Source organism: Pseudomonas sp. HLG18, assembly GCF_051903985.1.
In the GTDB taxonomy this organism is placed as follows: domain Bacteria; phylum Pseudomonadota; class Gammaproteobacteria; order Pseudomonadales; family Pseudomonadaceae; genus Aquipseudomonas; species Aquipseudomonas fluorescens_BT.
In genome coordinates, this window is sequence record NZ_CP195831.1 from 4,724,442 (window position 1) to 4,745,502 (window position 21,061).

At 62.6% G+C, this 21,061-nt stretch carries 20 protein-coding genes; 12 read left to right on the forward strand and 8 right to left on the reverse strand.

Annotation, left to right across the window (positions count from 1 at the left end; all coding sequences use genetic code 11):
* Positions 1–51: 51 nt before the first annotated feature.
* From ACSPX5_RS21760 to pilG, 6 genes are read right to left on the reverse strand one after another with little or no spacing between them, the layout of a single operon-like run.
* Positions 52–522 (reverse strand): chemotaxis protein CheW, encoded by a 471-nt coding sequence (locus ACSPX5_RS21760; protein ID WP_085709087.1) that lies wholly within the window; start codon positions 520–522, stop codon positions 52–54.
* Entirely contained in the window at positions 515–6,427 is a 5,913-nt protein-coding gene (locus ACSPX5_RS21765; RefSeq protein ID WP_439820239.1) for an Hpt domain-containing protein, read from the reverse strand. Before ACSPX5_RS21765 ends, ACSPX5_RS21760 begins: the two co-directional genes overlap by 8 nt.
* Positions 6,428–6,462: 35 nt before the next feature.
* Positions 6,463–8,523 (reverse strand): methyl-accepting chemotaxis protein, encoded by a 2,061-nt coding sequence (locus tag ACSPX5_RS21770; RefSeq protein ID WP_439820240.1) that lies wholly within the window; start codon positions 8,521–8,523, stop codon positions 6,463–6,465.
* Between the two features lie 13 nt (positions 8,524–8,536).
* Positions 8,537–9,076 (reverse strand): chemotaxis protein CheW, encoded by a 540-nt coding sequence (locus ACSPX5_RS21775; RefSeq protein WP_085731577.1) that lies wholly within the window; start codon positions 9,074–9,076, stop codon positions 8,537–8,539.
* Positions 9,077–9,086: 10 nt separating this feature from the next.
* A complete protein-coding gene (pilH, locus tag ACSPX5_RS21780; protein WP_011336365.1) occupies positions 9,087–9,452 on the reverse strand; it encodes a twitching motility response regulator PilH in 366 nt (121 codons plus the stop codon).
* A 60-nt stretch (positions 9,453–9,512) separates the two neighbouring features.
* Positions 9,513–9,917: a twitching motility response regulator PilG gene (gene pilG / locus ACSPX5_RS21785; protein ID WP_065258976.1), complete on the reverse strand. Its 405-nt coding sequence runs from the start codon at positions 9,915–9,917 to the stop codon at positions 9,513–9,515.
* A 224-nt stretch (positions 9,918–10,141) separates the two neighbouring features.
* On the opposite strand from pilG, the gene gshB reads away from it, so the two are divergent.
* The 7 genes from gshB (at position 10,142) to ACSPX5_RS21820 (ending at position 16,053) form a co-directional block, all read left to right on the forward strand.
* Positions 10,142–11,092, forward strand: a complete 951-nt coding sequence (gshB, locus tag ACSPX5_RS21790) for a glutathione synthase (RefSeq protein ID WP_323159774.1) — start codon at positions 10,142–10,144, stop codon at positions 11,090–11,092.
* A gap of 107 nt (positions 11,093–11,199) precedes the next feature.
* Positions 11,200–12,099, forward strand: coding sequence for an energy transducer TonB (locus tag ACSPX5_RS21795; protein WP_169432293.1), 900 nt, complete (start codon positions 11,200–11,202; stop codon positions 12,097–12,099).
* 59 nt (positions 12,100–12,158) lie between these two features.
* Complete coding sequence (locus ACSPX5_RS21800; RefSeq protein ID WP_169432294.1) at positions 12,159–12,731, forward strand: YqgE/AlgH family protein; 573 nt, start codon at positions 12,159–12,161, stop codon at positions 12,729–12,731.
* Positions 12,731–13,168: a Holliday junction resolvase RuvX gene (ruvX, locus tag ACSPX5_RS21805; protein WP_007953334.1), complete on the forward strand. Its 438-nt coding sequence runs from the start codon at positions 12,731–12,733 to the stop codon at positions 13,166–13,168. Before ACSPX5_RS21800 ends, ruvX begins: the two co-directional genes overlap by 1 nt.
* An 81-nt stretch (positions 13,169–13,249) precedes the next feature.
* The gene (gene pyrR / locus ACSPX5_RS21810) at positions 13,250–13,753 is read left to right on the forward strand and encodes a bifunctional pyr operon transcriptional regulator/uracil phosphoribosyltransferase PyrR (RefSeq protein WP_207863789.1); all 504 of its coding nucleotides are present in this window, start codon (positions 13,250–13,252) and stop codon (positions 13,751–13,753) included.
* Positions 13,754–13,780: 27 nt separating this feature from the next.
* Positions 13,781–14,785, forward strand: a complete 1,005-nt coding sequence (locus tag ACSPX5_RS21815; RefSeq protein ID WP_108591854.1) for an aspartate carbamoyltransferase catalytic subunit — start codon at positions 13,781–13,783, stop codon at positions 14,783–14,785.
* Positions 14,782–16,053: a dihydroorotase gene (locus ACSPX5_RS21820; protein WP_439820241.1), complete on the forward strand. Its 1,272-nt coding sequence runs from the start codon at positions 14,782–14,784 to the stop codon at positions 16,051–16,053. The genes ACSPX5_RS21815 and ACSPX5_RS21820 overlap by 4 nt, the downstream gene beginning before the upstream one ends.
* Positions 16,054–16,136: 83 nt before the next feature.
* Here ACSPX5_RS21820 and ACSPX5_RS21825 read toward each other — a convergent pair whose 3' ends face one another.
* Positions 16,137–16,571 (reverse strand): NINE protein, encoded by a 435-nt coding sequence (locus tag ACSPX5_RS21825; RefSeq protein ID WP_169432297.1) that lies wholly within the window; start codon positions 16,569–16,571, stop codon positions 16,137–16,139.
* A gap of 248 nt (positions 16,572–16,819) precedes the next feature.
* Between ACSPX5_RS21825 and ACSPX5_RS21830 the strand changes: the two genes are divergently transcribed.
* Entirely contained in the window at positions 16,820–17,443 is a 624-nt protein-coding gene (locus ACSPX5_RS21830) for a C40 family peptidase (protein ID WP_169432298.1), read from the forward strand.
* Between the two features lie 52 nt (positions 17,444–17,495).
* Here ACSPX5_RS21830 and ACSPX5_RS21835 read toward each other — a convergent pair whose 3' ends face one another.
* A complete protein-coding gene (locus ACSPX5_RS21835) occupies positions 17,496–18,530 on the reverse strand; it encodes a type IV pilus twitching motility protein PilT (protein ID WP_114886090.1) in 1,035 nt (344 codons plus the stop codon).
* Positions 18,531–18,586: 56 nt separating this feature from the next.
* On the opposite strand from ACSPX5_RS21835, the gene ACSPX5_RS21840 reads away from it, so the two are divergent.
* Genes ACSPX5_RS21840 through ACSPX5_RS21855 form a run of 4 tightly spaced genes read left to right on the forward strand, consistent with a single transcriptional unit; the run spans position 18,587 to position 21,003 of the window.
* A complete protein-coding gene (locus ACSPX5_RS21840; protein WP_169432299.1) occupies positions 18,587–19,273 on the forward strand; it encodes a YggS family pyridoxal phosphate-dependent enzyme in 687 nt (228 codons plus the stop codon).
* Between the two features lie 23 nt (positions 19,274–19,296).
* On the forward strand, positions 19,297–20,115 hold the full coding sequence (gene proC / locus ACSPX5_RS21845) for a pyrroline-5-carboxylate reductase (RefSeq protein WP_085731569.1): 819 nt from the start codon (positions 19,297–19,299) through the stop codon (positions 20,113–20,115).
* 10 nt (positions 20,116–20,125) lie between these two features.
* Entirely contained in the window at positions 20,126–20,716 is a 591-nt protein-coding gene (locus tag ACSPX5_RS21850; RefSeq protein ID WP_085709070.1) for a YggT family protein, read from the forward strand.
* Positions 20,713–21,003, forward strand: a complete 291-nt coding sequence (locus ACSPX5_RS21855; protein ID WP_169432301.1) for a DUF167 domain-containing protein — start codon at positions 20,713–20,715, stop codon at positions 21,001–21,003. The genes ACSPX5_RS21850 and ACSPX5_RS21855 overlap by 4 nt, the downstream gene beginning before the upstream one ends.
* Positions 21,004–21,061 lie beyond the last annotated feature (58 nt).

Genomic DNA, 21,061 nt, shown 5'->3' on the forward strand with positions numbered 1-21,061 from the left:
GGGAGCGAGCCTGCTCGCGATGGGGCCAACCCGAACACTGCAGACTCTGGATCAGTGGACAAGCCCCGCATCCACCAACAACTTCTCCAGTGCCAACAAATCCGGCACCTTCGCCACCTGTTCCCCGACCTGCACCGCCGCCTGCTCCAGCGCACACAGCGGCACGTCGACATAGCTCAACTGGCTGTCGAGCTTGTACGAGCGCGGAATACCCTGCACCAGCAAGGCGATGAAGCGCAGCGTGGGCAATCCACCCAGAGCGTTGAGGATGACGATCCGTGCCCGTTCGCCGATGACGATCTTGTTGCCGCACGCCGACTCGAAACTCAGCAGCGGGATCTGCCGCTCGCGCCAGGTCACCCGGCCCAGATACCACGGCGGGGTATCGAGGTCGAAGGCGCTGGACTGGTAGTCGATCAGCTCGGCGACGGCGACGTTGGGCAGGATCAGGTTGCGATCGGCCAGCGGCAACAACAGCCCGGTGAGCTGACTGCTGCGTTGATTGTGGCGCCGCTCATGCATGTTTTTTGCTCCACAGGGCAATGCTTTCGAGCAGCACCGATTCCTGGTACGGCTTGCCGAGGTAGTCGTTGACGCCGATGGCCATCGCCCGGTCGCGGTGTTTCTGCCCGGTACGCGAGGTGATCATGATGATCGGCAAGTGTCGCAGGCGCTCGTCGTGGCGCACCTGGGTCGCCACTTCAAAGCCGTCCATGCGCGGCATTTCGATGTCGAGCAGCATCAGGTCCGGCATGTGTTCTTCCAGCAGCAGCATCGCATCGACCCCGTCCTTGGCGGTCAGCACGTTCATGCCGTGGCGTTCGAGCAGACGGCTGGTGACCTTGCGCACGGTGACCGAATCGTCGACCACCATCACCAGCAGCGGCTTTTGCGGCTCACTGTCGATCTCGTGACTGACCGGACGCTGCGGCAATCGCGCCTGCATGGCGCGGATCGGCGCCAGCAGATCGAGGATCAGCACCACCCTGCCATCGCCGAGGATCGTCGCCCCGGACACGCCCTGCACCGATGCGAACTGCGGGCCGAGGCTTTTGACCACGATCTCCCGGGTGCCGGCCATGGCATCGACCTGCACCGCAATGTGCCGGTCGTTGCACTGCACCAGCAGCACCGGCAGCGGCAGGCTCTGGCCAATGAGTTTCGGGCGCGGCGCGGTTTTCAGCAGCTCGCCCAGATAACACAGTTCATATCGCTGGCCACCGTACTCATAGCGCGGCGGATCGTGACGGAAATGCCCGTCCAGTTCGTTCGGCAGCACGCGGACGATGCCGTCGATGGTGTTCAGCGGAATCGCGTATTGATCCTCACCGCACTGCACCATCAGCGCACGGTTGACCGATACGGTGAACGGCAGGCGAATCCGGAAATGCACGCCCTGCCCCGGCACCGAGTCGATGCTCATGGTACCGCCCAGTTGCCGCACTTCTTCGTGAACCACGTCCATGCCCACGCCACGCCCGGAAATCTGGGTGATTTTCTCGGCGGTGGAGAAGCCCGGCTGAAGGATGAACTGCAACACTTCGCGGTCGCTGATTTCCGCGTTCGGCGCCAGCAGGCCGCGCTTGATCGCCTTGCGTCGAACGGCATCCAGCGGCACGCCAGCGCCGTCATCGCGGATGTCGAAAACGATGTCGCTGCCCTCGCGGGACAGGTCGAGGCTGATCTGGCCCTGGGCGGGTTTGCCCGCTGCCAGTCGCACGTCGGCCGGTTCCAGGCCATGGTCGACGGCATTACGCAGCATGTGTTCCAGCGGCGCGGCCATGCGTTCGAGGACATTGCGATCCATCTCGCCTTCGGCGTTGCCGACGGTGAACGCCACGTCCTTGCCCAGCTCTTCGGCGACCTGCCGGACGATGCGTTTCAACCGCGGCAACATGCGTTCGAACGGCACCATGCGCGTGCGCATCAGGCCTTCCTGCAACTCGGTGTTGATTCGGCCCTGCTGCTGCAACAGGTTCTCGGCGTCGTGGGTGCGTCGGTCGAGGGTTTCCTTCAGGTCCAGCAAGTCGGAAGCGGACTCGAACAGCGCCCGTGACAGTTGCTGCAACTGCGAGTGACGGTCCATTTCCAGCGGGTCGAAATCTTCGTAACCGAGGCGTTCGGCATCCACTTGCTGACGGCTGAGAATCCGCCCCTGGGTTTCGGTATCGAGCCGGCGCAACTGATCGCGCATACGCTCGATGGTGGTTTCCATCTCGTTCAGGGCGGTCTGTGCATCGCTGACCTGCTGCTCGATACGGCCACGGAAAATCGACGTTTCGCCCGCGAGGTTGACCAGGTCATCGAGCAGTTCGGCGGAGACCTTGACCATGTCCGCGCCGGCCTCGGCAGCGGGCGCGGCGGGCTCGGCCTTCACCGGTGCCGGCAGCATCGGCGCAGGTGCTTCCACCGTCACCGGATGGCTGAAATTCTGGATCGCACTGATCAGCCGATCCGCTGGCGGGCACGGCTGGCCGGCGCGCACCGCATCGAGCATCTGCGCCAACCGGTCATGGCCGCGCTGCAACAGGGCAAACAGTTCGGCGCTGCCCTGCAGGGTGCCGGAGGACAGGCTTTCGTAAAGGTATTCCAACTCATGGGCGAGGTCGCCGATCGGGCCGATCTCCACCATCCGCGCGCCGCCCTTGAGGGTGTGCAGGTCGCGCAGCAGGGTTTCCACTTCCTGGCGGTTGCCGGGTTCGGCCTGCCAGCGCAGCAACGCGGCACCGGAGTTTTCGATGATGTCGAAACCTTCTTCGAGGAAGATCTCCAGCAGCTCCGGATCGTGTCCGGCGCCGTCATGGCTGGCGGCGGGCGGTGTTGCGGGGCTGCCGGCCTGGCCCTGACGGAACTGGCGGATCGCGTCGATCAGGTCCTGCGCCGGTTTCAGTGGCTGAGGGTCAAGCAGCTCGTCGAGGAACAACGCCAGGCGGTCATGGCATTGCAGCAACAGTCGACCCAAGGCGTCGCTGTGGTTGTAGCGGCGATCCACCAGGCCTTCGTAAAGGTTCTCCAGCTCCTGGGCCAGGTCGCCAACGGCCTCGACCTCGGCCATTCGTGCCCCCCCCTTGAGGGTGTGCAGATCCCGTTGCAGCGACGACAGCGGCGCAGCGTTTTCCGGGTCGTTCAACCAGCGCTGCAAGGCTTGTCCGGCGCTGTCGAGAATGTCCACCGCCTCTTCGAGGAAGATCTCGACGATCTCCTCATCCGGGGCGATCCCGGTGGTGCTTTTTTGCAGTTCGGCGGTGGCGCTGCCCAGCTCTGAAATGCTCAGGGTACGACTGCCATCGCTGCGAATCAGGCCCATGGCCGATGGGTCGAGGCCTTCGTCGAGCAGTTCGTGAAGTGCACGGATGCGCTGCGGTTGCGGGGTGATTTCCTGGCCGGCGGCCAGTTCGTCGAGCATGTTGATCAACGCTTCGTGGGCCTGCTGCGCCTCATGGAAAAACCGTTCGCTGACCGCCAGGCTGCTTTCTTCCACCGCGCCATACAAATCGAGCAAGGCTTCGCACAACACATCCACCGGCAGCAGGTCTGCCAGGTGCGCGCCCTCGCCGAGGGTCGTCAGTTCATCCAGCAACGCGCTGAGTTCCTGGCGCTCTCCGGGGTGCTGCTGCCAGCGCTGCAGGAGGTTTTCGGCGTCGAGCAGGATGTCCATGCCCTGGGCCAGGAAGTTGTTGATCAACTGTGGATCACGCTTGACCCGCAAGCTGCTGCTCGGCGTGTTGAGGATGGATTCCAGCCGCTCACTCAGCAGGGTTTCGGTGCGTTTGATCAGCGACTGCGCACCGACAATCGGCGCCAGCGGATCGTGCTTGAGCTGGCGCAGACCGACGCGGAACAGGCCTTCGGCCTCCAGCAGCAGTTCCACTTCGTCCAGGTCCAGCGCCAGTTGATGGGCCTTGAACTCCCGGGCCAGTTTGTCCAGCGGCGCCGCCAGTTCGGCAATCGGTAATACGCCGGCCATCGACGCACTGCCCTTGAGGGTATGCAACGCTCGCTGCAACTCGTCGCTGGCCTGCAACGGCACATGCTCGGCGGCCTGATCGAGGAAACGATTGAGGCTGGCGAGGTGGGTTTCGGCTTCGTTGCGGAAAATTTCCAGCAACAGCGGATCGAGCGCCGCGACGTCTTCCACGTCTTCGGCCGGTAGCGGTGTATCACCCTTGGCCAATGCGTGAGCGCGAGCCGCCAGTTGATCGACATCCTGACGCTGGCGCTGGTGGTTGATGGCGAATTCGGCAATCAGGTCCGGCAGCAACAGCAACGTATCGGCCAGCAATTGCTGCACCGCCGGCCCAGGTTCAATGCTGTGCTCCAGCACGCGGTTGAGCAGGTTTTCCACGGCCCAGGCCAGTTCGCCGAGAACCAGTGCACGGACCATTCGCCCGCTGCCTTTCAAGGTGTGAAAGGCCCGGCGCAGTTCACTCAGGGCTGCGCTGTCCTGCGGATCGGCGGTCCAGCGCGGCAGGTAGTCGCGCAATACATCGAGCACTTCCTCGGTCTCTTCGAGGAACACTTCACGCAACTCATCGTCCACCGGTTCTTCATCGGCCGGTGGCGGCAGCAGACTGCCGGGTGTGGTCAGCGCGGGCGGGTTGACCGCCGACACCGGGCTGGCCAGCACATCGGCCAGCGACTGGGCGATTTGCGGGTCATCCAGCGCTTGCAGGTCCTGCATCACCAGCGCTTCGCCGGGGCTGAGAACGTCGTCGAGCAGCGGCACATGCTGTTCGCTGGGCGGTTCGTCAGGAAAGTAGCCGAGGCTGGCCAGGCTTTTCTGCGCGACATCCAGCAGTTGCTCGCTCGGTGCCTGTGGGTCATCGGTCAGACGTTCGAGGTAATACTCGATACTGGTGATGACATCCGCGAGGTTGTCCAGTTGCTGCCAGCCCGGCTCGTGCGGGTCGAGCAGCAGATGCTCGCGGATAAAACCGTTGCAGGCTTCCAGCAGGCTCGCCGCACGCGTCAGCGGAATCATTGCCAGCGCACCTCGCACCTGGGTCAGCAGCGCCGGCAATGGTTGCAGTTGCTGGCGATCCCAGTCGGCGTCGATGTAGTCGACGATCATGTCCTTGGCCTGTTGCAGGCAGATGCGTGCTTCCTTGATCACGATTTGATGGATCTGCGTCAGGTCGGTGGTTGGCAGCCGCGAGTCTTCCGGGCTCTCCGGTTCCACCGTGCCGACCATCCCGGCCAGGGTCGCTTCGACGTAAAGCAAGGCGCCGGCGACGTCCATCAGCGTGGCGTCATTCGGTTCGCGCTGGCCCTGAACGAGGCTGAGCACCACCGCCAGTTGATCGATGATGACCTTGCGCGGCTGGCCGAAACCAAGCACCGCCAGGGTGTCGGCGATCTGCCGCAGCGGCGCCAGCAGGCTGTCCAGATCCGAGGTGTGCTGGCGGTCGCTGCGCACGAACAGATCAAGGCGTTCCTTGACCCGCACCAGCTCTTCGCACAGCGCCGCGAGCACCGAGCGCATGGCATCGCGGTCGGGGCCGGCCAGGCGCGCGCGTTCTTCGTCGACCATCGCGCTGTCGGGCAACGCGTCGTCCAGGGAGTAGCGATCTTTCATGGTCAGCATCTGCCCGGTGGGATGTTCGGCTTTGGCAATGTAGAACAGCAGGCTTTTGAACAGCTCGGGTGGCGGTGGCTGGTTGAGGCCGGCCATGCCTTGTTCGAGCAGGCGCTTGAGCTCCTTGTCGGCGTCCTTGAACAGGCTGCGCAGGGCCGGGCTGTTGGCGATCCGGCCTTCACGCATGCCCTCGACCAGCGCCGAGGCGACTTGCCACAACGGACTCAAGGGTGCATCGCCGCTCAGGGCTTCGAGGCGGGTGAAGACTTTGCTCAGGTAACCGAGGTGCGTCTGGTCGTCCTGTTCGCGGAGCAAGCCCACCAGCGCCATCTGCAACATTTGCCGCAACTTGCGCAGCATATTGGGCAGATCCGCCGGTTCCAGCAGGGCCAGCGCTTGCGGGCTCAAGGGCGGCAGTTCGGGCAATTGCGGGCTGAACAGGCTGGTCTCCGACAACAGGCTTTCGCCCCGGGCGCTGCGCAGATCGTTGATCAGCGGCAACACCACCAGCGGCAAATCACGGCGGGCGCCTTGTACGCGATCAAGGTAAGTCGGCAATTGACCAAAGGCCTGCAACAGCAGGTGCAAGGCTTCGTCACGGTGACTGACGCGGTCGTTCAGCAAGGCTTCGACCAGATGCTCCATTTCTTCGGCGAGCAGTGCCGCGCCGTAAAACTCGACCATCTGCAGACTTCCGTGCACCTGATGGATGCATGTCAGGCACTCATCGAGGCCGGGCACCGACTGCGGATCGTCGAGCACGGCTTCGATGGCCTGATGCGCCTGCCTCAGCGTTTCGGCAATTTCACCCTTGACCCATTCGAGGGCCACGTAGTCGTGCCGGTCACTCATAACCACTCCGCTCGACATGAACTCGCCCGCAGGCCTCACGCCTTGTCCGTGGCGGGCGCTGGCGCCGCCGGCAAGGTGAACCCGGACACCGAACGCCGCAACTGGCTGGCCATTTTCGCCAGGTTGCCGATGCTTTCAGCGGTGGCCGTGGAGCCGGACGAGGTCTGCGAGGTGATCTGCTGGATCACGTTCATCGTCAGGGAAATCTGCCCGGCCGAAGACGTCTGCTGCTGCGCCGCGTTGGAAATGCTCTGGATCAGCGCTGCGAGGGTCTTGGACACGCCTTCGATTTCTTCCAGGGCCACTCCGGCATCCTGCGCCAGCCGCGCGCCGCGCACCACTTCGGTGGTGGTCTGCTCCATGGAGATCACGGCTTCGTTGGTGTCGGTCTGGATCGCCCGCACCAGCGTCTCGATCTGCCGGGTCGCGGCGGACGAACGTTCTGCGAGCCGCTGTACTTCGTCGGCAACCACCGCGAAACCGCGCCCGGCGTCACCGGCCATCGAGGCCTGAATGGCCGCGTTGAGGGCGAGGATGTTGGTCTGGTCGGCAATATCGTCGATCAGGCTGACGATGTCGCCGATTTCCTGGGACGACTCGCCCAGGCGTTTGATGCGTTTGGCGGTGTCCTGGATCTGTTCACGAATGTTGTCCATGCCATGGATGGTGTTGTGCACCACCTCGTTGCCCTTGTTGGCGATCTCCACCGAGCGCTCGGCCACCGCCGAGGATTCGGCGGCGTTGGCCGACACCTGATCGATGGACTGGGCCATGTCGTTGATCGCAGTCGAGGCCTCGGAAATCTGCTGGGCCTGATGCTCCGAAGCCTGGGCCAGGTGCATGGCGGTGGCCTGGGTTTCCTGTACCGCTGCGGCGACCTGGCCGGCGGTGAGGTTGATGGTCGCCACCAGGTCGCGCAACTGGTCGACGGAATAGTTGATCGAGTCGGCGATGGTCCCGGTGAAGTCTTCGGTCACCGAGGCCGTCACGGTCAGGTCGCCGTCGGCGAGGTCTTCGATTTCGTCGAGCAGGCGCATGATCGCGTTCTGGTTGCGTTCATTCTTCTCGGCGGTCTCGCGCAACTGACGGTTGGTTTCCCGGACCATGACCATGCCGATCAGGATGATCGATGCCAGCGCCAGCAGGCCCAGCACGTAGCCGCCGATGGTGTCGGTGCTGCGCCCCCCGGCGAGGTTCTCGAAACCGCTGGCCAGGTGCGAGGCTTCGTCGAGCAGGGTCTGCGACAGGGTGAAGATGTTGGTGGCGGACTCGCGGACCTTGAACAATTCCGGCGAGGTTTCGAGGATTTCATCCACCGAACCCGAGACGAACTGGAACAGCTCGGAAATCTCGCTCAAACGCGCACGGGCGTCGCGGTCTTCGACCTGGCTGACTTTCAGCGTCGGGTTGCCTTGCAGCATGCCGTTGAGCACCTGACCGAAACGCGCGGCATCACGACCGAAGGCATCGGCCGCCTGTTGCGAGTTTTCGTCGCCGGAAAGCACGGTGTTGACCGCGCCGAGGATCCGCTCGGCCAGCAGCGACTGCCGCTGGGCCATGGCGACCTGCGCCGCCGGAGCGCCGCGCTGCAGCAGGATCTCGACGACTTTTTCGTATTCGATCTGCAACTGCGGCACGGTTTCGGCCAGGGTCGCGGCGACCTGATGCAGGGACAGCACGGTCTGTTCGCTGGACAGGATGGCATCCGTGTTTTTCAGCAGGCGTTCCCAGTCCAGCTGCACGGCGCGCATTTCCGGGCGCACGGTGGACGGCGCCGGCGGCAGGCCGGTGGCAGGGTCGCCTTTCTTCAGGTAGCCCCAGCGCTGGGCGAAATCGTTGCGCGCATCGCTGAGCAGCTTGAACGCGGCAGCCTTTCCGGCCGCCGCCTCGGTGGCGTTCTTGGCGATCCGCTGTGACAGCACCCGCAGCTCGCCGGCGTGACCGATGTACTGCTTGTCGTAATTGGCCTGGGTGTTGAGGTAAGCGAAGTTGGCGAACAGCAGCATGATGAACACGATCAGCGCGATGAACAGCACGATGATCTGCGAGCGGCTGCGCGAGCCTTCTGCGGGCTTGCTGGTTTTTGCTTTGATCATCGGTCCTCGCCTGTTAAACCGCGACGTGCATGAAACTCGGTGACTGCGCCAGTGCAAACAGGCTGAACACTCGCCAGTTCTGCTCGCGCCGGAAATACCCTTTGACGAACTCGCCCTTGGAGCCTTGCCGTTTACGGATCGACACGGGTTCGAAGCTGTCCTGCTCGAAGTGCTGCAGACCGAAGACCTCATCGACCAGCACACCGGCAAAAACGTCCTGATGCTCCACTACCAATACCCGCCGCTGCTTGCGCATGGGTGACAGTTCATGGCCGAAAAATCCGCACAGGTCCATGATCGGCAACAACCGCCCGCGCAGATTGGCCACGCCCTTGACCCAGGGTTTTACCCCCGGCAATTGGGTGAAACGCGGCTCGGGCAGCACTTCGCTGACCTCGCCCATCGGCGCGACGTACCAGTGCTCGCCGAGGCGAAAGCCAATGCCGCTCCAGCGATCCTGGCGCGCCGGTTGCGACGGCAGGTCCGCCGCCAGCAGGCGACAGCGCTGGTCGATCTGCCACAACAGTTCGAACGCGGTCAGCGACTCGCTCATGACGGCGCGATCAACCGGCCAGCACGTTGTTCAGGGTCTTGATCAGCGTGTCTTCGTCGACCGGTTTGGTCAGGTAATCCCTGGCGCCCTGGCGAGTGCCCCAGACCTTGTCGGTTTCCTGATCCTTGGTGGTGATGATGATGACCGGGATGTGGCTGGTTTCAGCGTCCTTGGTCAGCTGACGGGTCGCCTGGAAACCGTTGAGGCCGGGCATGACGATGTCCATCAGCACGGCATCGGGCTTTTCCTGACGGGCCAGGGCCACGCCGTCGGCGCCGTTTTCGGCTTTCAACACTTCGTGGCCGTGCTTTTCCAGCATGCCGGTGAGTTTGTACATTTCGGTCGGCGAATCATCGACGATCAGAATACGTGCCATGGTTTCCCCCATTTTTCTTGTCGACACCGGGCCCGCTGGCCGAGCGTCACGGTGCGTGTCTTACTGCGGCAAATCAGCGGCAAAGCCCGGAACATGGGCCGCAATCGCGTCGAGCAGTTCTTCCTTGCTGAAAGGCTTGGTCAAAAATTGATCGGAACCGACAATCCGCCCCTTGGCCTTGTCGAACAGCCCGTCGCGGGACGACAGCATGATCACCGGCGTTGCCTTGAAAGCACTGTTGTTCTTGATTAAAGCGCAGGTCTGATAACCATCCAGACGCGGCATCATGATGTCGACAAAAATGATCCCGGGGTGGTGGTCGGCGATCTTCGCCAGGGCGTCGAAACCGTCGATCGCCGTGATGACTTCGCACCCTGCATTTTTCAACAGGGTCTCGGCGGTGCGACGAATCGTTTTCGAGTCATCGATCACCATGACCTTCAAGGCGCTGGACTGCTGTTCCATAAGGGGGCTCTACCGTCGCCTTTGCGAATCAATTTGTCCGTTTTGCGATGACTGATGGCTGGAAACCCTTGATGTTCAAGGGCCAACACGGCTGGGAGCCTTTTTAGCACAGTCTCCTGACGCAATCTATCGACGGGTTTTTCCTTGACCGAAAACCCGCCCGGCGCCACTCTGGCGGCACTTTTTTCATACCGATCCGGTAGCCAATTTTCGAGGAAAACCCAATGAGCGTTCGCGTCGGGATTGTCATGGACCCTATCGCCAGCATTTCCTATAAAAAGGATAGCTCGCTGGCCATGCTGCTGGCGGCGCAGAAGCGCGGCTGGGAACTGTTCTACATGGAACAGAAAGACCTTTATCAGGCCGAAGGTCAGGCACGGGCGCGGATGAAGCCGCTGAAAGTCTTCGCCAACCCGGAAAAATGGTTCGAACTGGGCGCCGAACAGGATTCCCTGCTCAGCGACCTGAACGTGATCCTGATGCGCAAGGATCCGCCGTTCGACATGGAATTCGTCTACTCCACCTACCTGCTCGAACAGGCCGAAGCGGCTGGCGTACTGGTGGTCAACAAGCCGCAGAGCCTGCGCGACTGCAACGAGAAGTTGTTCGCCACACTGTTCCCGCAGTGCACGCCGCCGACCATCGTCAGCCGTCGCCCGGACGTGTTGCGCGAATTCGCCGACCACCACGGTGACGTGATCCTCAAGCCGCTGGACGGCATGGGCGGCTCGTCGATTTTCCGTCACACCGCCGGTCATCCGAACCTGTCGGTGATTCTGGAAACCCTGACCTTGCACGGCAAGCAGCAGATCATGATCCAGGGTTACCTGCCGGCCATCGTCGATGGCGACAAGCGCATCCTGATGATCGACGGCGAGCCGGTGGATTACTGCCTGGCGCGGATTCCGGCCCAGGGCGAAACCCGTGGCAACCTCGCGGCCGGCGGCCGTGGCGAAGCCCGTCCGTTGACCGACAAGGATCGCTGGATCGCCGCCCAGGTCGGCCCGACCTTGCGCGAGAAAGGCCTGCTGTTCGTCGGCCTGGACGTGATCGGCGAGCACCTGACCGAAATCAACGTCACCAGCCCGACCTGCATCCGCGAGATCGACAATGCCTTTGGCACCGACATCGGCGGGATGCTGATGGATGCGATCGAGAAAAAGCTGCAAGCTTGATGTGTGTCACATGCAGCCTGTCGCTTGATGCTTGAAGCCCAAGGCGTGAAACCAACATTGCGTTATCATGCGCGGCCTGTGAAAAACGCGATGTTGGTTTTCTTGTCATGACACTTCCGTCCGATCTGCCCGCTGAACTCGCCCATAAAGGCGTGCGCCCGGTCGATCGCCTCGGATTTACCCTGTTTCTCGCGGCGCTGATCCATTTGGCGTTGCTGCTCGGCGTGGGTTTCACCATGGTCGAGCCCAAGCAGATCAGCAAAACCCTGGAAATCACCCTCGCCACCTTCAAGAGCGAAAAGAAGCCGGCGAAGGCCGATTTCCTCGCCCAGGAAAACCAGGAAGGCAGCGGCACCCTCGACAAGAAGGCGATTCCCAAGACCACCGAGGTCGCGCCGTTCCAGGACAACCAGGTCAAGAAGGTCACTCCGCCACCGGCCGCCAAGCCGCAGGTGCAGGAAGCCGCGCCCAAGGCGGCGGTGACCACCGTCGCGCCGAAACCGAAAAAGGCGCCGACCAAGAAAGAAGAAGCGAAGACCGAGACAAAACCAACGGTCGACGCCCCGACTTTCGACAGTTCGCAGCTCTCCAGCGACATCGCCAGCCTCGAAGCCGAACTGGCCAACGAACAACAGTTGTACGCCAAGCGCCCGCGCATCCACCGCCTGAGCGCCGCCTCGACCATGCGCGACAAGGGGGCCTGGTACAAGGACGAGTGGCGCAGGAAGGTCGAGCGCATCGGCAACCTCAATTACCCGGAAGAGGCCCGGCGCCAGCAGATTTACGGCAATTTGCGTCTGATGGTGTCGATCAACCGCGACGGCTCGCTGTATGAAGTGCTGGTGCTGGAATCATCCGGCCAGCCGCTGCTGGATCAGGCGGCGCAGCGCATCGTGCGGCTGGCAGCCCCGTTTGCACCGTTTACCGGGGACCTGTCGGACATCGACCGGCTGGAAATCATCCGCACCTGGAAATTCGCCCGGGGCGACCGGTTGTCCAGTAACTGAGTCGATCTTTTGCCCGCTCCAGCTTGTCAGTTCGCCCCCCGAACGCCACACTAGCGCACATGAAAAACGTCAGCCCCAGCTACCTCAAGCATCACTTCCTGATCGCCATGCCACACATGGCCGACCCGAACTTTGCCCATACCTTGACCTACATCGTCGAGCACACGGCCAATGGCGCCATGGGGCTGGTGGTCAACCGACCGCAAGAGCTGAATCTGGCCGACATCCTCGAACAACTGCGCCCCGACATCGATCCGCCAGCACTGTGCCAGCATGTGCCGATCTTCATCGGCGGCCCGGTGCAGACCGATCGCGGTTTTGTCCTGCACCCGGCGGGCCAGACCTTCCAGGCCACCGTCGAGCTGGAGGGCGATCTGGCCCTGTCCACCTCGCAGGACGTGCTGTTCGCCATCGCCGACGGCGTGGGCCCGGCCAAGAGCGTCATCACTCTCGGTTACGCCGGTTGGGAAGCCGGGCAACTGGAGGCTGAAATGGCCGACAACGCCTGGCTGACCTGCCCGTACGACGCCGACATCCTGTTCAACACCAGCAGTGAACTGCGCCTGGAAGCGGCGGCCAAGCACCTGGGGATCAACCTCAGCCTGCTGACCAGCCAGGCAGGACACGCCTGATGGCCCTGCGCCTGATCCTCGGCTTCGACTACGGCACCAAACAGATCGGCGTGGCGGTCGGCCAGGTGATTACCGGCCAGGCTCGCGAACTGTGCACCTTGAAGGCGCAAAACGGTGTACCGGACTGGAATCAGGTCGAAGCCCTGATAAAGGAATGGAAACCCGACGCCGTGGTGGTCGGCCTGCCGCTGAACATGGACGGTACGCCCAGCGAAATGTGCGCCCGCGCCGAGAAATTCGCCCGCCGCCTCAATGGCCGCTTCAACCTGCCTTTCTATACCCACGACGAACGCCTGACGACCTTCGAAGCCAAGGGCGAACGACTGGTGCGCGGGGGACAGAAAGGCAGTTACCGCGACAACCCGGTGGACGCCATCGCCGCCGCCCTGCTGTTGCAGGGCTGGCTCGACGAAAACACCGCACTGTTTGAATCCTGACAAGCGCTACGGCGCTTTTCTTTTGGTTACAACCCGAGCCCCGGTTCGCGAGAACCGGCTCGACCCCGAGAAGGAGCAACCATGAGCCTGCCCAATCCCGCCGATCTGATCAGCCAGATGGCGACCCGCCTCAAGGCGCACCTTGCCCAGCGCAATATCAGCGAACCGCGTTACATCGGCATCCGCACCGGCGGCGTCTGGGTCGCCCAGGCCCTGCTCAAAGAACTGGGCAGCGACGCGCCATTGGGCACGCTGGATGTTTCCTTCTACCGCGACGACTTCAGCCAGAACGGCCTGCACCCGCAAGTGCGTCCGTCCGCCCTGCCCTTCGAAATCGAAGGCCAGCATCTGGTGCTGATCGACGACGTATTGATGAGCGGCCGGACCATCCGCGCCGCCATGAACGAACTGTTCGACTACGGCCGCCCGGCCAGCGTGACGCTGGTCTGCCTGCTGGACCTGGACGCCGGCGAACTGCCGATCCGCCCGAACGTGGTCGGCGCGACGCTGTCGCTGGCCGCCCATGAGCGGGTCAAGCTGTCCGGGCCGGAGCTGGCCCTCGAACTGCAAGACCTTGCCCTTTAATCCGCCCTATTGAGAGTCCCATTCGCGATGACGCCTCTAGATACCAAGCGCCCGCTGCAGCTCAATGATCAGGGCCAGCTGCGCCACTTCCTCTCCCTCGACGGCCTGCGCCGCGAGTTGCTGACGGAAATCCTCGACACCGCCGACTCGTTCCTCGAAGTCGGCGCCCGGGCCGTGAAGAAGGTCCCGTTGCTGCGCGGCAAAACCGTGTGCAACGTGTTCTTCGAAAACTCCACCCGCACCCGCACCACCTTCGAACTGGCGGCCCAGCGCCTGTCGGCGGACGTGATCACCCTGAACGTGTCGACCTCGTCGGCCAGCAAGGGCGAAACCCTGCTCGACACCCTGCGCAACCTGGAAGCCATGGCCGCCGACATGTTCGTCGTGCGCCACGGTGACTCGGGCGCTGCGCACTTCATCGCCGAACATGTCTGCCCGCAGGTGGCGATCATCAACGGCGGCGACGGCCGACACGCGCACCCGACCCAGGGCATGCTCGACATGCTGACCATCCGCCGTCACAAGGGCGGTTTCGAGAACCTCTCGGTGGCCATCGTCGGCGACATCCTGCACTCGCGGGTGGCGCGTTCGAACATGCTGGCCCTGAAGACCCTCGGTTGCCAGGACATCCGCGTGATCGCGCCCAAAACCCTGCTGCCGATCGGCATTGAGCAGTACGGCGTGAAGGTCTACACCGACATGACCGAAGGTCTGAAAGACGTCGACGTGGTAATCATGCTGCGCCTGCAGCGCGAGCGCATGACCGGCGGCCTGCTGCCGAGCGAAGGCGAGTTCTACCGCCTGTTCGGTCTGACCACCGCGCGCCTGGCCGGCGCCAAGCCCGATTGCATCGTCATGCACCCGGGGCCGATCAACCGCGGCGTGGAGATCGAGTCGGCGGTGGCCGACGGCCCGCACTCGGTGATCCTCAATCAAGTCACCTACGGCATCGCGATCCGTATGGCCGTGCTGTCGATGGCCATGAGCGGACAAACAGCGCAGCGTCAATTCGAGCAGGAGAACGCCCAGTGAAGCTCAGCATTCTCGGCGCCCGCGTCATCGATCCAAGCAGCGGCCTGGATCAAATCACCGATATTCACGTTGAAGCCTGCAAGATCGTCGCCCTCGGCGCCGCACCGGCCGGTTTCACCGCCGTCGAAACCATCGACGCCAAAGGCCTCGTCGCCGCTCCGGGGCTGGTCGACCTGAACGTCGCCCTGCGCGAGCCGGGCTACAGCCGCAAAGGCACCATCGCCAGCGAAACCCGCGCTGCGGCGGCCGGCGGCGTGACCAGCCTGTGCTGCCCGCCGAAAACCAAACCGGTGCTCGACACCTCCGCCGTGGCCGAGTTGATCCTCGACCGCGCCCGCGAGGCCGGCAACACCAAGGTGTTCCCGATCGGTGCGCTGAGCAAAGGTCTGGATGGCGAACAGCTGGCCGAACTGGTGGCCCTGCGCGACGCCGGTTGCGTGGCGTTCGGCAACGGCCTGGAAAGCTTCCGCAATACCCGCACCCTGTGCCGGGCGCTGGATTACGCGGCGACCTTCGACCTGACGGTGATTTTCAACTCGCAGGATCACGACCTCGCCGACGGCGGCCTGGCCCACGAAGGCGCCACCGCCAGTTTCCTCGGCCTGCCGGGTATCCCGGAAACCGCTGAAACCGTGGCTTTGGCCCGGGATCTGCTGCTGGTCGAACAGACCGGCGTGCGCGCGCACTTCAGCCAGCTGACCAGCGCTCGCGGCGTGGCTCTGATTGCCCAGGCCCAGGCTCGTGGCTTGAAAGTCACGGCGGATGTCGCCCTGTATCAGCTGATCCTGACGGACGAAGCGCTGATCGACTTCAGCAGCCTGTATCACGTGCAACCGCCGCTGCGCACCCGCGCCGACCGCGACGGCCTGCGTGAAGCGGTGAAGTCCGGCGTGGTCTCGGCGATTTCCAGCCATCACCAGCCCCACGAGCGCGATGCCAAACTGGCACCGTTCGGCGCGACCGAGCCAGGCATCAGCAGCGTTGAACTGCTGCTGCCGCTGGCGATGACGCTGGTCGAAGACGGTCTGCTTGATCTGCCGACCCTGCTGGCGCGCCTGAGCGCCGGCCCGGCCGAGGCCCTGCGCCTGCCGGCGGGCAAACTGGCGGTGGGGGGTGCAGCGGATATCGTGCTGTTCGATCCGAAGGCTTCGACAGTAGCCGGCGAAAGCTGGCTGTCGAAGGGCGAGAACTGCCCGTTCCTCGGCCATAGCCTGCCGGGTGTGGTGCGTTACACATTGGTGGATGGCCGGATCAGCCACCAGGCTTGATACCGAGTTGCCCCAATCGCGAGCGAGCTCGCTCCCACAAGGGTCACCGCGAACCCTGTGGGGGCGAGCTTGCTCGCGAAGCTTTATTGGAAAGCGCCTCTGCCCTCGGCGTTACGCACCGATACCTGATCGTTCAGCGTCCAGAAGTCATACAGCACGCCAATAAAGAACAGCCCGCCCGTCAGCAGGTACAGCAGGCCGCTGATCCACTTGCCCTGATACATCCGGTGCACACCGAACACCCCGAGGAATGTCAGCAGAATCCACGCCACGTTGTATTCGATCGGTCCCGCCGCAAAGCGCAGGTCCGCTTCCCGGTCCATCGCCGGGATCAGGAACACGTCGATCAGCCAGCCGATCCCCAGTAACCCGAAGGTGAAAAACCAGATCGTGCCGGTCACCGGCTTGCCGTAATAGAAGCGGTGAGAACCTGTGAAACCGAATATCCACAACAGGTAACCGATCACCTTGCTATGGGTGTCTTTTTCCTTCACACGGGGCAGCTGATAGCCGTTCATTAAGACCTCGATACACGCGATAGATAAATATTCTTTAATTCTTTGTGACTTTTTTACAGGTAGCCGACGTACGGCAAATGCTACCTTGTGGTCCGTCAAAGCCTTATAGCACCGGACTTCTGTCCGACAATTGCGTTTTTTTGCCGCTTGTTTGGTTCCGTTGGCACCTGATTGAATCGACCAACGGCCTCGGAAGGGACAAAAAAGCTGTTATAAAGTTGCGCGCTAACACATAAGAGCCCTGCCTAATGCGTCCATTTTTCAAGACATGGCTAACTATTTGCCTATTAATGCCACTGGCCGCCCACGCCACCAATCGTGAGCAACGTCTTCCCAACGTTAACGGTTTCACTCCCAAATCCCATGCCTCTGCTCCTACGAACAAAGGCAAGCAAACGAAACACACCACGCTCGCCAGCAAGAGTCACGGCAAGCTGGTTCCACCGATGGCGAACAAGGAAAGCAGTAACGTCCTCAGTCGTGCGGTGAACGTCCTCGGTACACCTTACCGTTGGGGCGGCAGCAGCCCGAGCAAAGGCTTCGACTGCAGCGGTCTGGTCAAATACGCGTTCAACGACGCCACGTTCGACCTGCCGCGTACCTCGAATGCCATGGCCAGTGGTCACGGCGAGAAAGTCGAGCGCAAGGACCTCAAGCCTGGCGACCTGATTTTCTTCAATATCAAAAGCCGTCGGGTCAATCACGTTGCCATCTACCTGGGCAACGACCGCTTCATCCACGCACCACGCCGTGGCAAAGCGGTGAGTATCGATACGCTGAACAAACCGTATTGGGAACAACATTACGTGGTTGCCAAGCGCGTGCTGCCGAAAGAACCAGGTGGCAAGCAGATGCGCGTGGTTCAGCGCTGATCTGTACAGATCATAAAAAACGCAGCCTTCGGGCTGCGTTTTTTTTTCGTCCCTAGAAATTATCCGGTGTCCGCGCCTTCTCCCGCGCATGTTCACGACTGATCAGGCCCTTGGTCACCAGATCCTTCAGGCACATGTCGAGTGTCTGCATCCCCAGCGACCCGCCGGTCTGAATCGCCGAATACATCTGCGCCACCTTGTCCTCGCGGATCAAGTTACGGATCGCCGACGTCCCCAGCATGATCTCGTGTGCCGCCACCCGGCCGCCGCCGATCTTCTTGATCAATGTCTGCGACACCACGGCCAGCAATGACTCGGACAACATCGAGCGCACCATGGACTTCTCATCCCCCGGAAACACATCCACCACCCGGTCGATGGTCTTGGCCGCCGACGTGGTGTGCAGCGTGCCGAACACCAAGTGCCCGGTCTCGGCCGCCGTCAGCGCCAGGCGGATGGTTTCCAGATCACGCATCTCGCCGACCAGGATCACGTCCGGGTCTTCGCGCAGCGCTGAACGCAATGCCGTGGCGAAACTGCGGGTATCGCGGTGGACTTCACGCTGATTGATCAGGCATTTACGCGATTCGTGGACGAATTCGATGGGGTCTTCGATGGTCAGGATGTGGTGATGACGGTGGGTATTGAGGTAATCGATCATCGCCGCAAGCGTCGTGGATTTGCCGGAGCCGGTTGGTCCGGTGACCAGCACGAGCCCCCGCGGAGCATCGGTGATTTTGCGAAAGACGTCGCCCATGGCGAGGTCTTCCATGCTCAGCACTTTCGACGGGATGGTACGGAACACAGCGCCGGCGCCACGGTTCTGGTTGAAGGCATTGACCCGAAACCGCGCCACACCGGGCACTTCGAAGGAAAAGTCGGTTTCCAGATGTTTCTCGAACTCCACTCGCTGGGTGTCGTTCATGATGTCGTAGATCAGCTCGTGCACCTGCTTGTGATCCAGCGCCGGCAGATTGATCCGTCGCACATCGCCATCCACGCGGATCATCGGTGGCAGACCGGCCGACAGGTGCAGGTCGGAAGCGCCCTGTTTGGCGCTGAAGGCCAGCAGTTCAGTGATATCCATAGCGTCCCTCAATTCCAGTAGAATGCCGCGAACCTTCAGACCGCTGGCGCCTCTTGATGTCCACGATAGCAGACAACATTCTCCAGGTTAGTTCGCGTATTCATGCCGCCACCGCTGCCGCCGGACGCGATGAAAACAGCGTCCAGCTACTGGCCGTGAGCAAGACCAAACCGTCCGAAGCCCTGCGCGAAGCTTATGCCGCCGGCCTGCGCGACTTTGGCGAGAACTACCTGCAGGAAGCCCTGGCCAAACAGCTCGAACTGGCCGACCTACCCTTGATCTGGCACTTCATCGGCCCCATTCAGTCGAACAAGACCCGCTCGATTGCCGAGCATTTCGCCTGGGTGCACTCCGTGGATCGTCTGAAAATCGCCCAACGCCTGTCCGAACAACGCCCGGCGGAGCTGCCGCCGCTGAACATCTGCATTCAGGTCAACGTCAGTGGTGAAGCCAGCAAGTCCGGCTGCACCCCGGCCGACCTGCCGGCCCTGGCCCAGGCCATCAGCGCGCTGCCGCGCCTGAAGCTGCGCGGCTTGATGGCAATCCCCGAGCCAACCGAAGATCGCGCCGAACAAGACGCTGCATTCGCCGCCGTTCAGAAGTTGCAGGCCGACCTCGACCTGCCGCTCGACACGCTTTCCATGGGCATGAGCCACGACCTCGAGTCGGCCATTGCCCAAGGCGCGACCTGGGTCCGTATCGGTACGGCCCTGTTTGGCGCCCGCGACTATTCCCCATCTTGATGATTTCCAGATAAGGACCTGACATGAGCAACACACGTATCGCCTTTATCGGAGCCGGCAACATGGCCGCCAGCCTGATCGGCGGCCTGCGGGCCAAGGGTCTGGAAGCCGCACACATCCGCGCCAGTGATCCGGGTGAAGAGACCCGCAACCGGGTCAGCGCCGAACACGGCATCGAGACCTTCGCCGACAATGCTCAGGCCATCGACGGCGCTGACGTGGTGGTACTGGCGGTCAAGCCACAGGCCATGAAAGCCGTGTGCGAAGCGATCCGCCCGAGCCTGAAGCCGAATCAACTGGTGGTGTCCATCGCCGCCGGCATTACTTGCGCCAGCATGACTGCGTGGCTCGGTGAACAGCCAATCGTGCGCTGCATGCCCAACACCCCGGCGCTGCTGCGTCAGGGCGTGAGCGGTCTGTACGCCACCGGCGAAGTCAGCGCCGAACAGCGCCAGCAGGCCGAAGAGCTGCTGTCCGCCGTGGGCATCGCCCTGTGGCTGAACGAAGAGCAGCAACTGGACGCGGTCACCGCCGTCTCCGGTTCCGGCCCCGCGTATTTTTTCCTGCTGATCGAAGCCATGACCGCCGCTGGCGTCAAACTCGGCCTGCCGAAGGAAACCGCCGAACAACTGACCCTGCAAACCGCGCTGGGCGCGGCGCACATGGCCGTGTCCAGCGACGTCGACGCCGCCGAACTGCGCCGCCGCGTGACCTCGCCGGCCGGCACCACGGAAGCTGCAATCAAATCGTTCCAGGCCGGTGGCTTCGAAGCCCTGGTGGAAAAAGCACTCGGCGCCGCCGCGCACCGCTCGGCCGAAATGGCCGAACAACTGGGCAAATAAGGAGCCTTACATGATTGGATTGAACACCGCAGCGGTCTACGTGCTGCAAACCCTCGGCAGCCTGTACCTGCTGATCGTGCTGCTGCGCTTCGTCCTGCAACTGGTGCGGGCGAACTTCTACAACCCGCTGTGCCAGTTCGTGGTCAAGGCTACCCAGCCGCTGCTCAAGCCACTGCGCCGGATCATCCCGAGCCTGTTCGGCCTGGACATGTCGTCGCTGGTGCTGGCGATCCTTGTGCAACTGGCTCTGATGGCGCTGACCCTGCTGCTGACCTACGGCACCACCGGCAACCCGCTGCAACTGTTCATCTGGTCGATCATCGGCGTGACCGCGCTGTTCCTGAAGATCTTCTTCTTCGCCCTGATCATCAGCGTGATCCTGTCCTGGGTCGCTCCGGGCAGCCACAACCCGGGCGCCGAGCTGGTCAACCAGATCTGTGAACCGGCCCTGGCGCCGTTCCGCCGCTTCCTGCCGAGCATGGGCGGCCTGGACCTGTCGCCGATCTTCGCCTTCCTCGCGCTGAAGCTGATCGACATGCTGGTGATCAACAACCTCGCGGCGATGACGATGATGCCGGAAATCCTGCGCCTGTTGATGTGAGCTGGTTTCGTTGGGACGGTGACGACCTGATCCTCGAGTGTCACCTGCAACCGGCAGCCCGCAGCGATGACTTCGCCGGGCTGCACGGCGACCGCCTGAAGATCCGCCTGACCGCCCCGCCGGTCGAGGGCAAGGCCAATGCGTACCTGATGGGGTTTCTGGCCAAGGCTTTCGGGGTCTCCAAGAGCCAGGTCAGTTTGCTCAGCGGTGAGTTGAACCGGCAGAAGCGCGTGAAGATCTGCTCGCCGAAGAAGCTGCCGGATTTGCCGGGGCTCTGCCGCCCCTGATCGTTGCTTGCCGCTAACCCCACCGGTCTTTAGACTTACGCCTCATTTCAACGAGAGC

Bases quoted from the DNA above. Each gene is read 5' to 3' on its own strand.
- ACSPX5_RS21835 (WP_114886090.1), bottom strand. From the start codon at position 18,530: ATGGATATCACTGAACTGCTGGCCTTCAGCGCCAAACAGGGCGCTTCC.
- ACSPX5_RS21795 (WP_169432293.1), top strand. From the start codon at position 11,200: ATGACACTTCCGTCCGATCTGCCCGCTGAACTCGCCCATAAAGGCGTG.
- gshB (WP_323159774.1), top strand. From the start codon at position 10,142: ATGAGCGTTCGCGTCGGGATTGTCATGGACCCTATCGCCAGCATTTCC.
- ACSPX5_RS21815 (WP_108591854.1), top strand. From the start codon at position 13,781: ATGACGCCTCTAGATACCAAGCGCCCGCTGCAGCTCAATGATCAGGGC.
- ruvX (WP_007953334.1), top strand. From the start codon at position 12,731: ATGGCCCTGCGCCTGATCCTCGGCTTCGACTACGGCACCAAACAGATC.
- pyrR (WP_207863789.1), top strand. From the start codon at position 13,250: ATGAGCCTGCCCAATCCCGCCGATCTGATCAGCCAGATGGCGACCCGC.
- pilH (WP_011336365.1), bottom strand. From the start codon at position 9,452: ATGGCACGTATTCTGATCGTCGATGATTCGCCGACCGAAATGTACAAA.
- ACSPX5_RS21830 (WP_169432298.1), top strand. From the start codon at position 16,820: ATGCGTCCATTTTTCAAGACATGGCTAACTATTTGCCTATTAATGCCA.
- ACSPX5_RS21775 (WP_085731577.1), bottom strand. From the start codon at position 9,076: ATGAGCGAGTCGCTGACCGCGTTCGAACTGTTGTGGCAGATCGACCAG.
- ACSPX5_RS21760 (WP_085709087.1), bottom strand. From the start codon at position 522: ATGCATGAGCGGCGCCACAATCAACGCAGCAGTCAGCTCACCGGGCTG.
- ACSPX5_RS21800 (WP_169432294.1), top strand. From the start codon at position 12,159: ATGAAAAACGTCAGCCCCAGCTACCTCAAGCATCACTTCCTGATCGCC.
- proC (WP_085731569.1), top strand. From the start codon at position 19,297: ATGAGCAACACACGTATCGCCTTTATCGGAGCCGGCAACATGGCCGCC.
- pilG (WP_065258976.1), bottom strand. From the start codon at position 9,917: ATGGAACAGCAGTCCAGCGCCTTGAAGGTCATGGTGATCGATGACTCG.
- ACSPX5_RS21840 (WP_169432299.1), top strand. From the start codon at position 18,587: ATGTCCACGATAGCAGACAACATTCTCCAGGTTAGTTCGCGTATTCAT.
- ACSPX5_RS21825 (WP_169432297.1), bottom strand. From the start codon at position 16,571: ATGAACGGCTATCAGCTGCCCCGTGTGAAGGAAAAAGACACCCATAGC.
- ACSPX5_RS21850 (WP_085709070.1), top strand. From the start codon at position 20,126: ATGATTGGATTGAACACCGCAGCGGTCTACGTGCTGCAAACCCTCGGC.
- ACSPX5_RS21765 (WP_439820239.1), bottom strand. From the start codon at position 6,427: ATGAGTGACCGGCACGACTACGTGGCCCTCGAATGGGTCAAGGGTGAA.
- ACSPX5_RS21770 (WP_439820240.1), bottom strand. From the start codon at position 8,523: ATGATCAAAGCAAAAACCAGCAAGCCCGCAGAAGGCTCGCGCAGCCGC.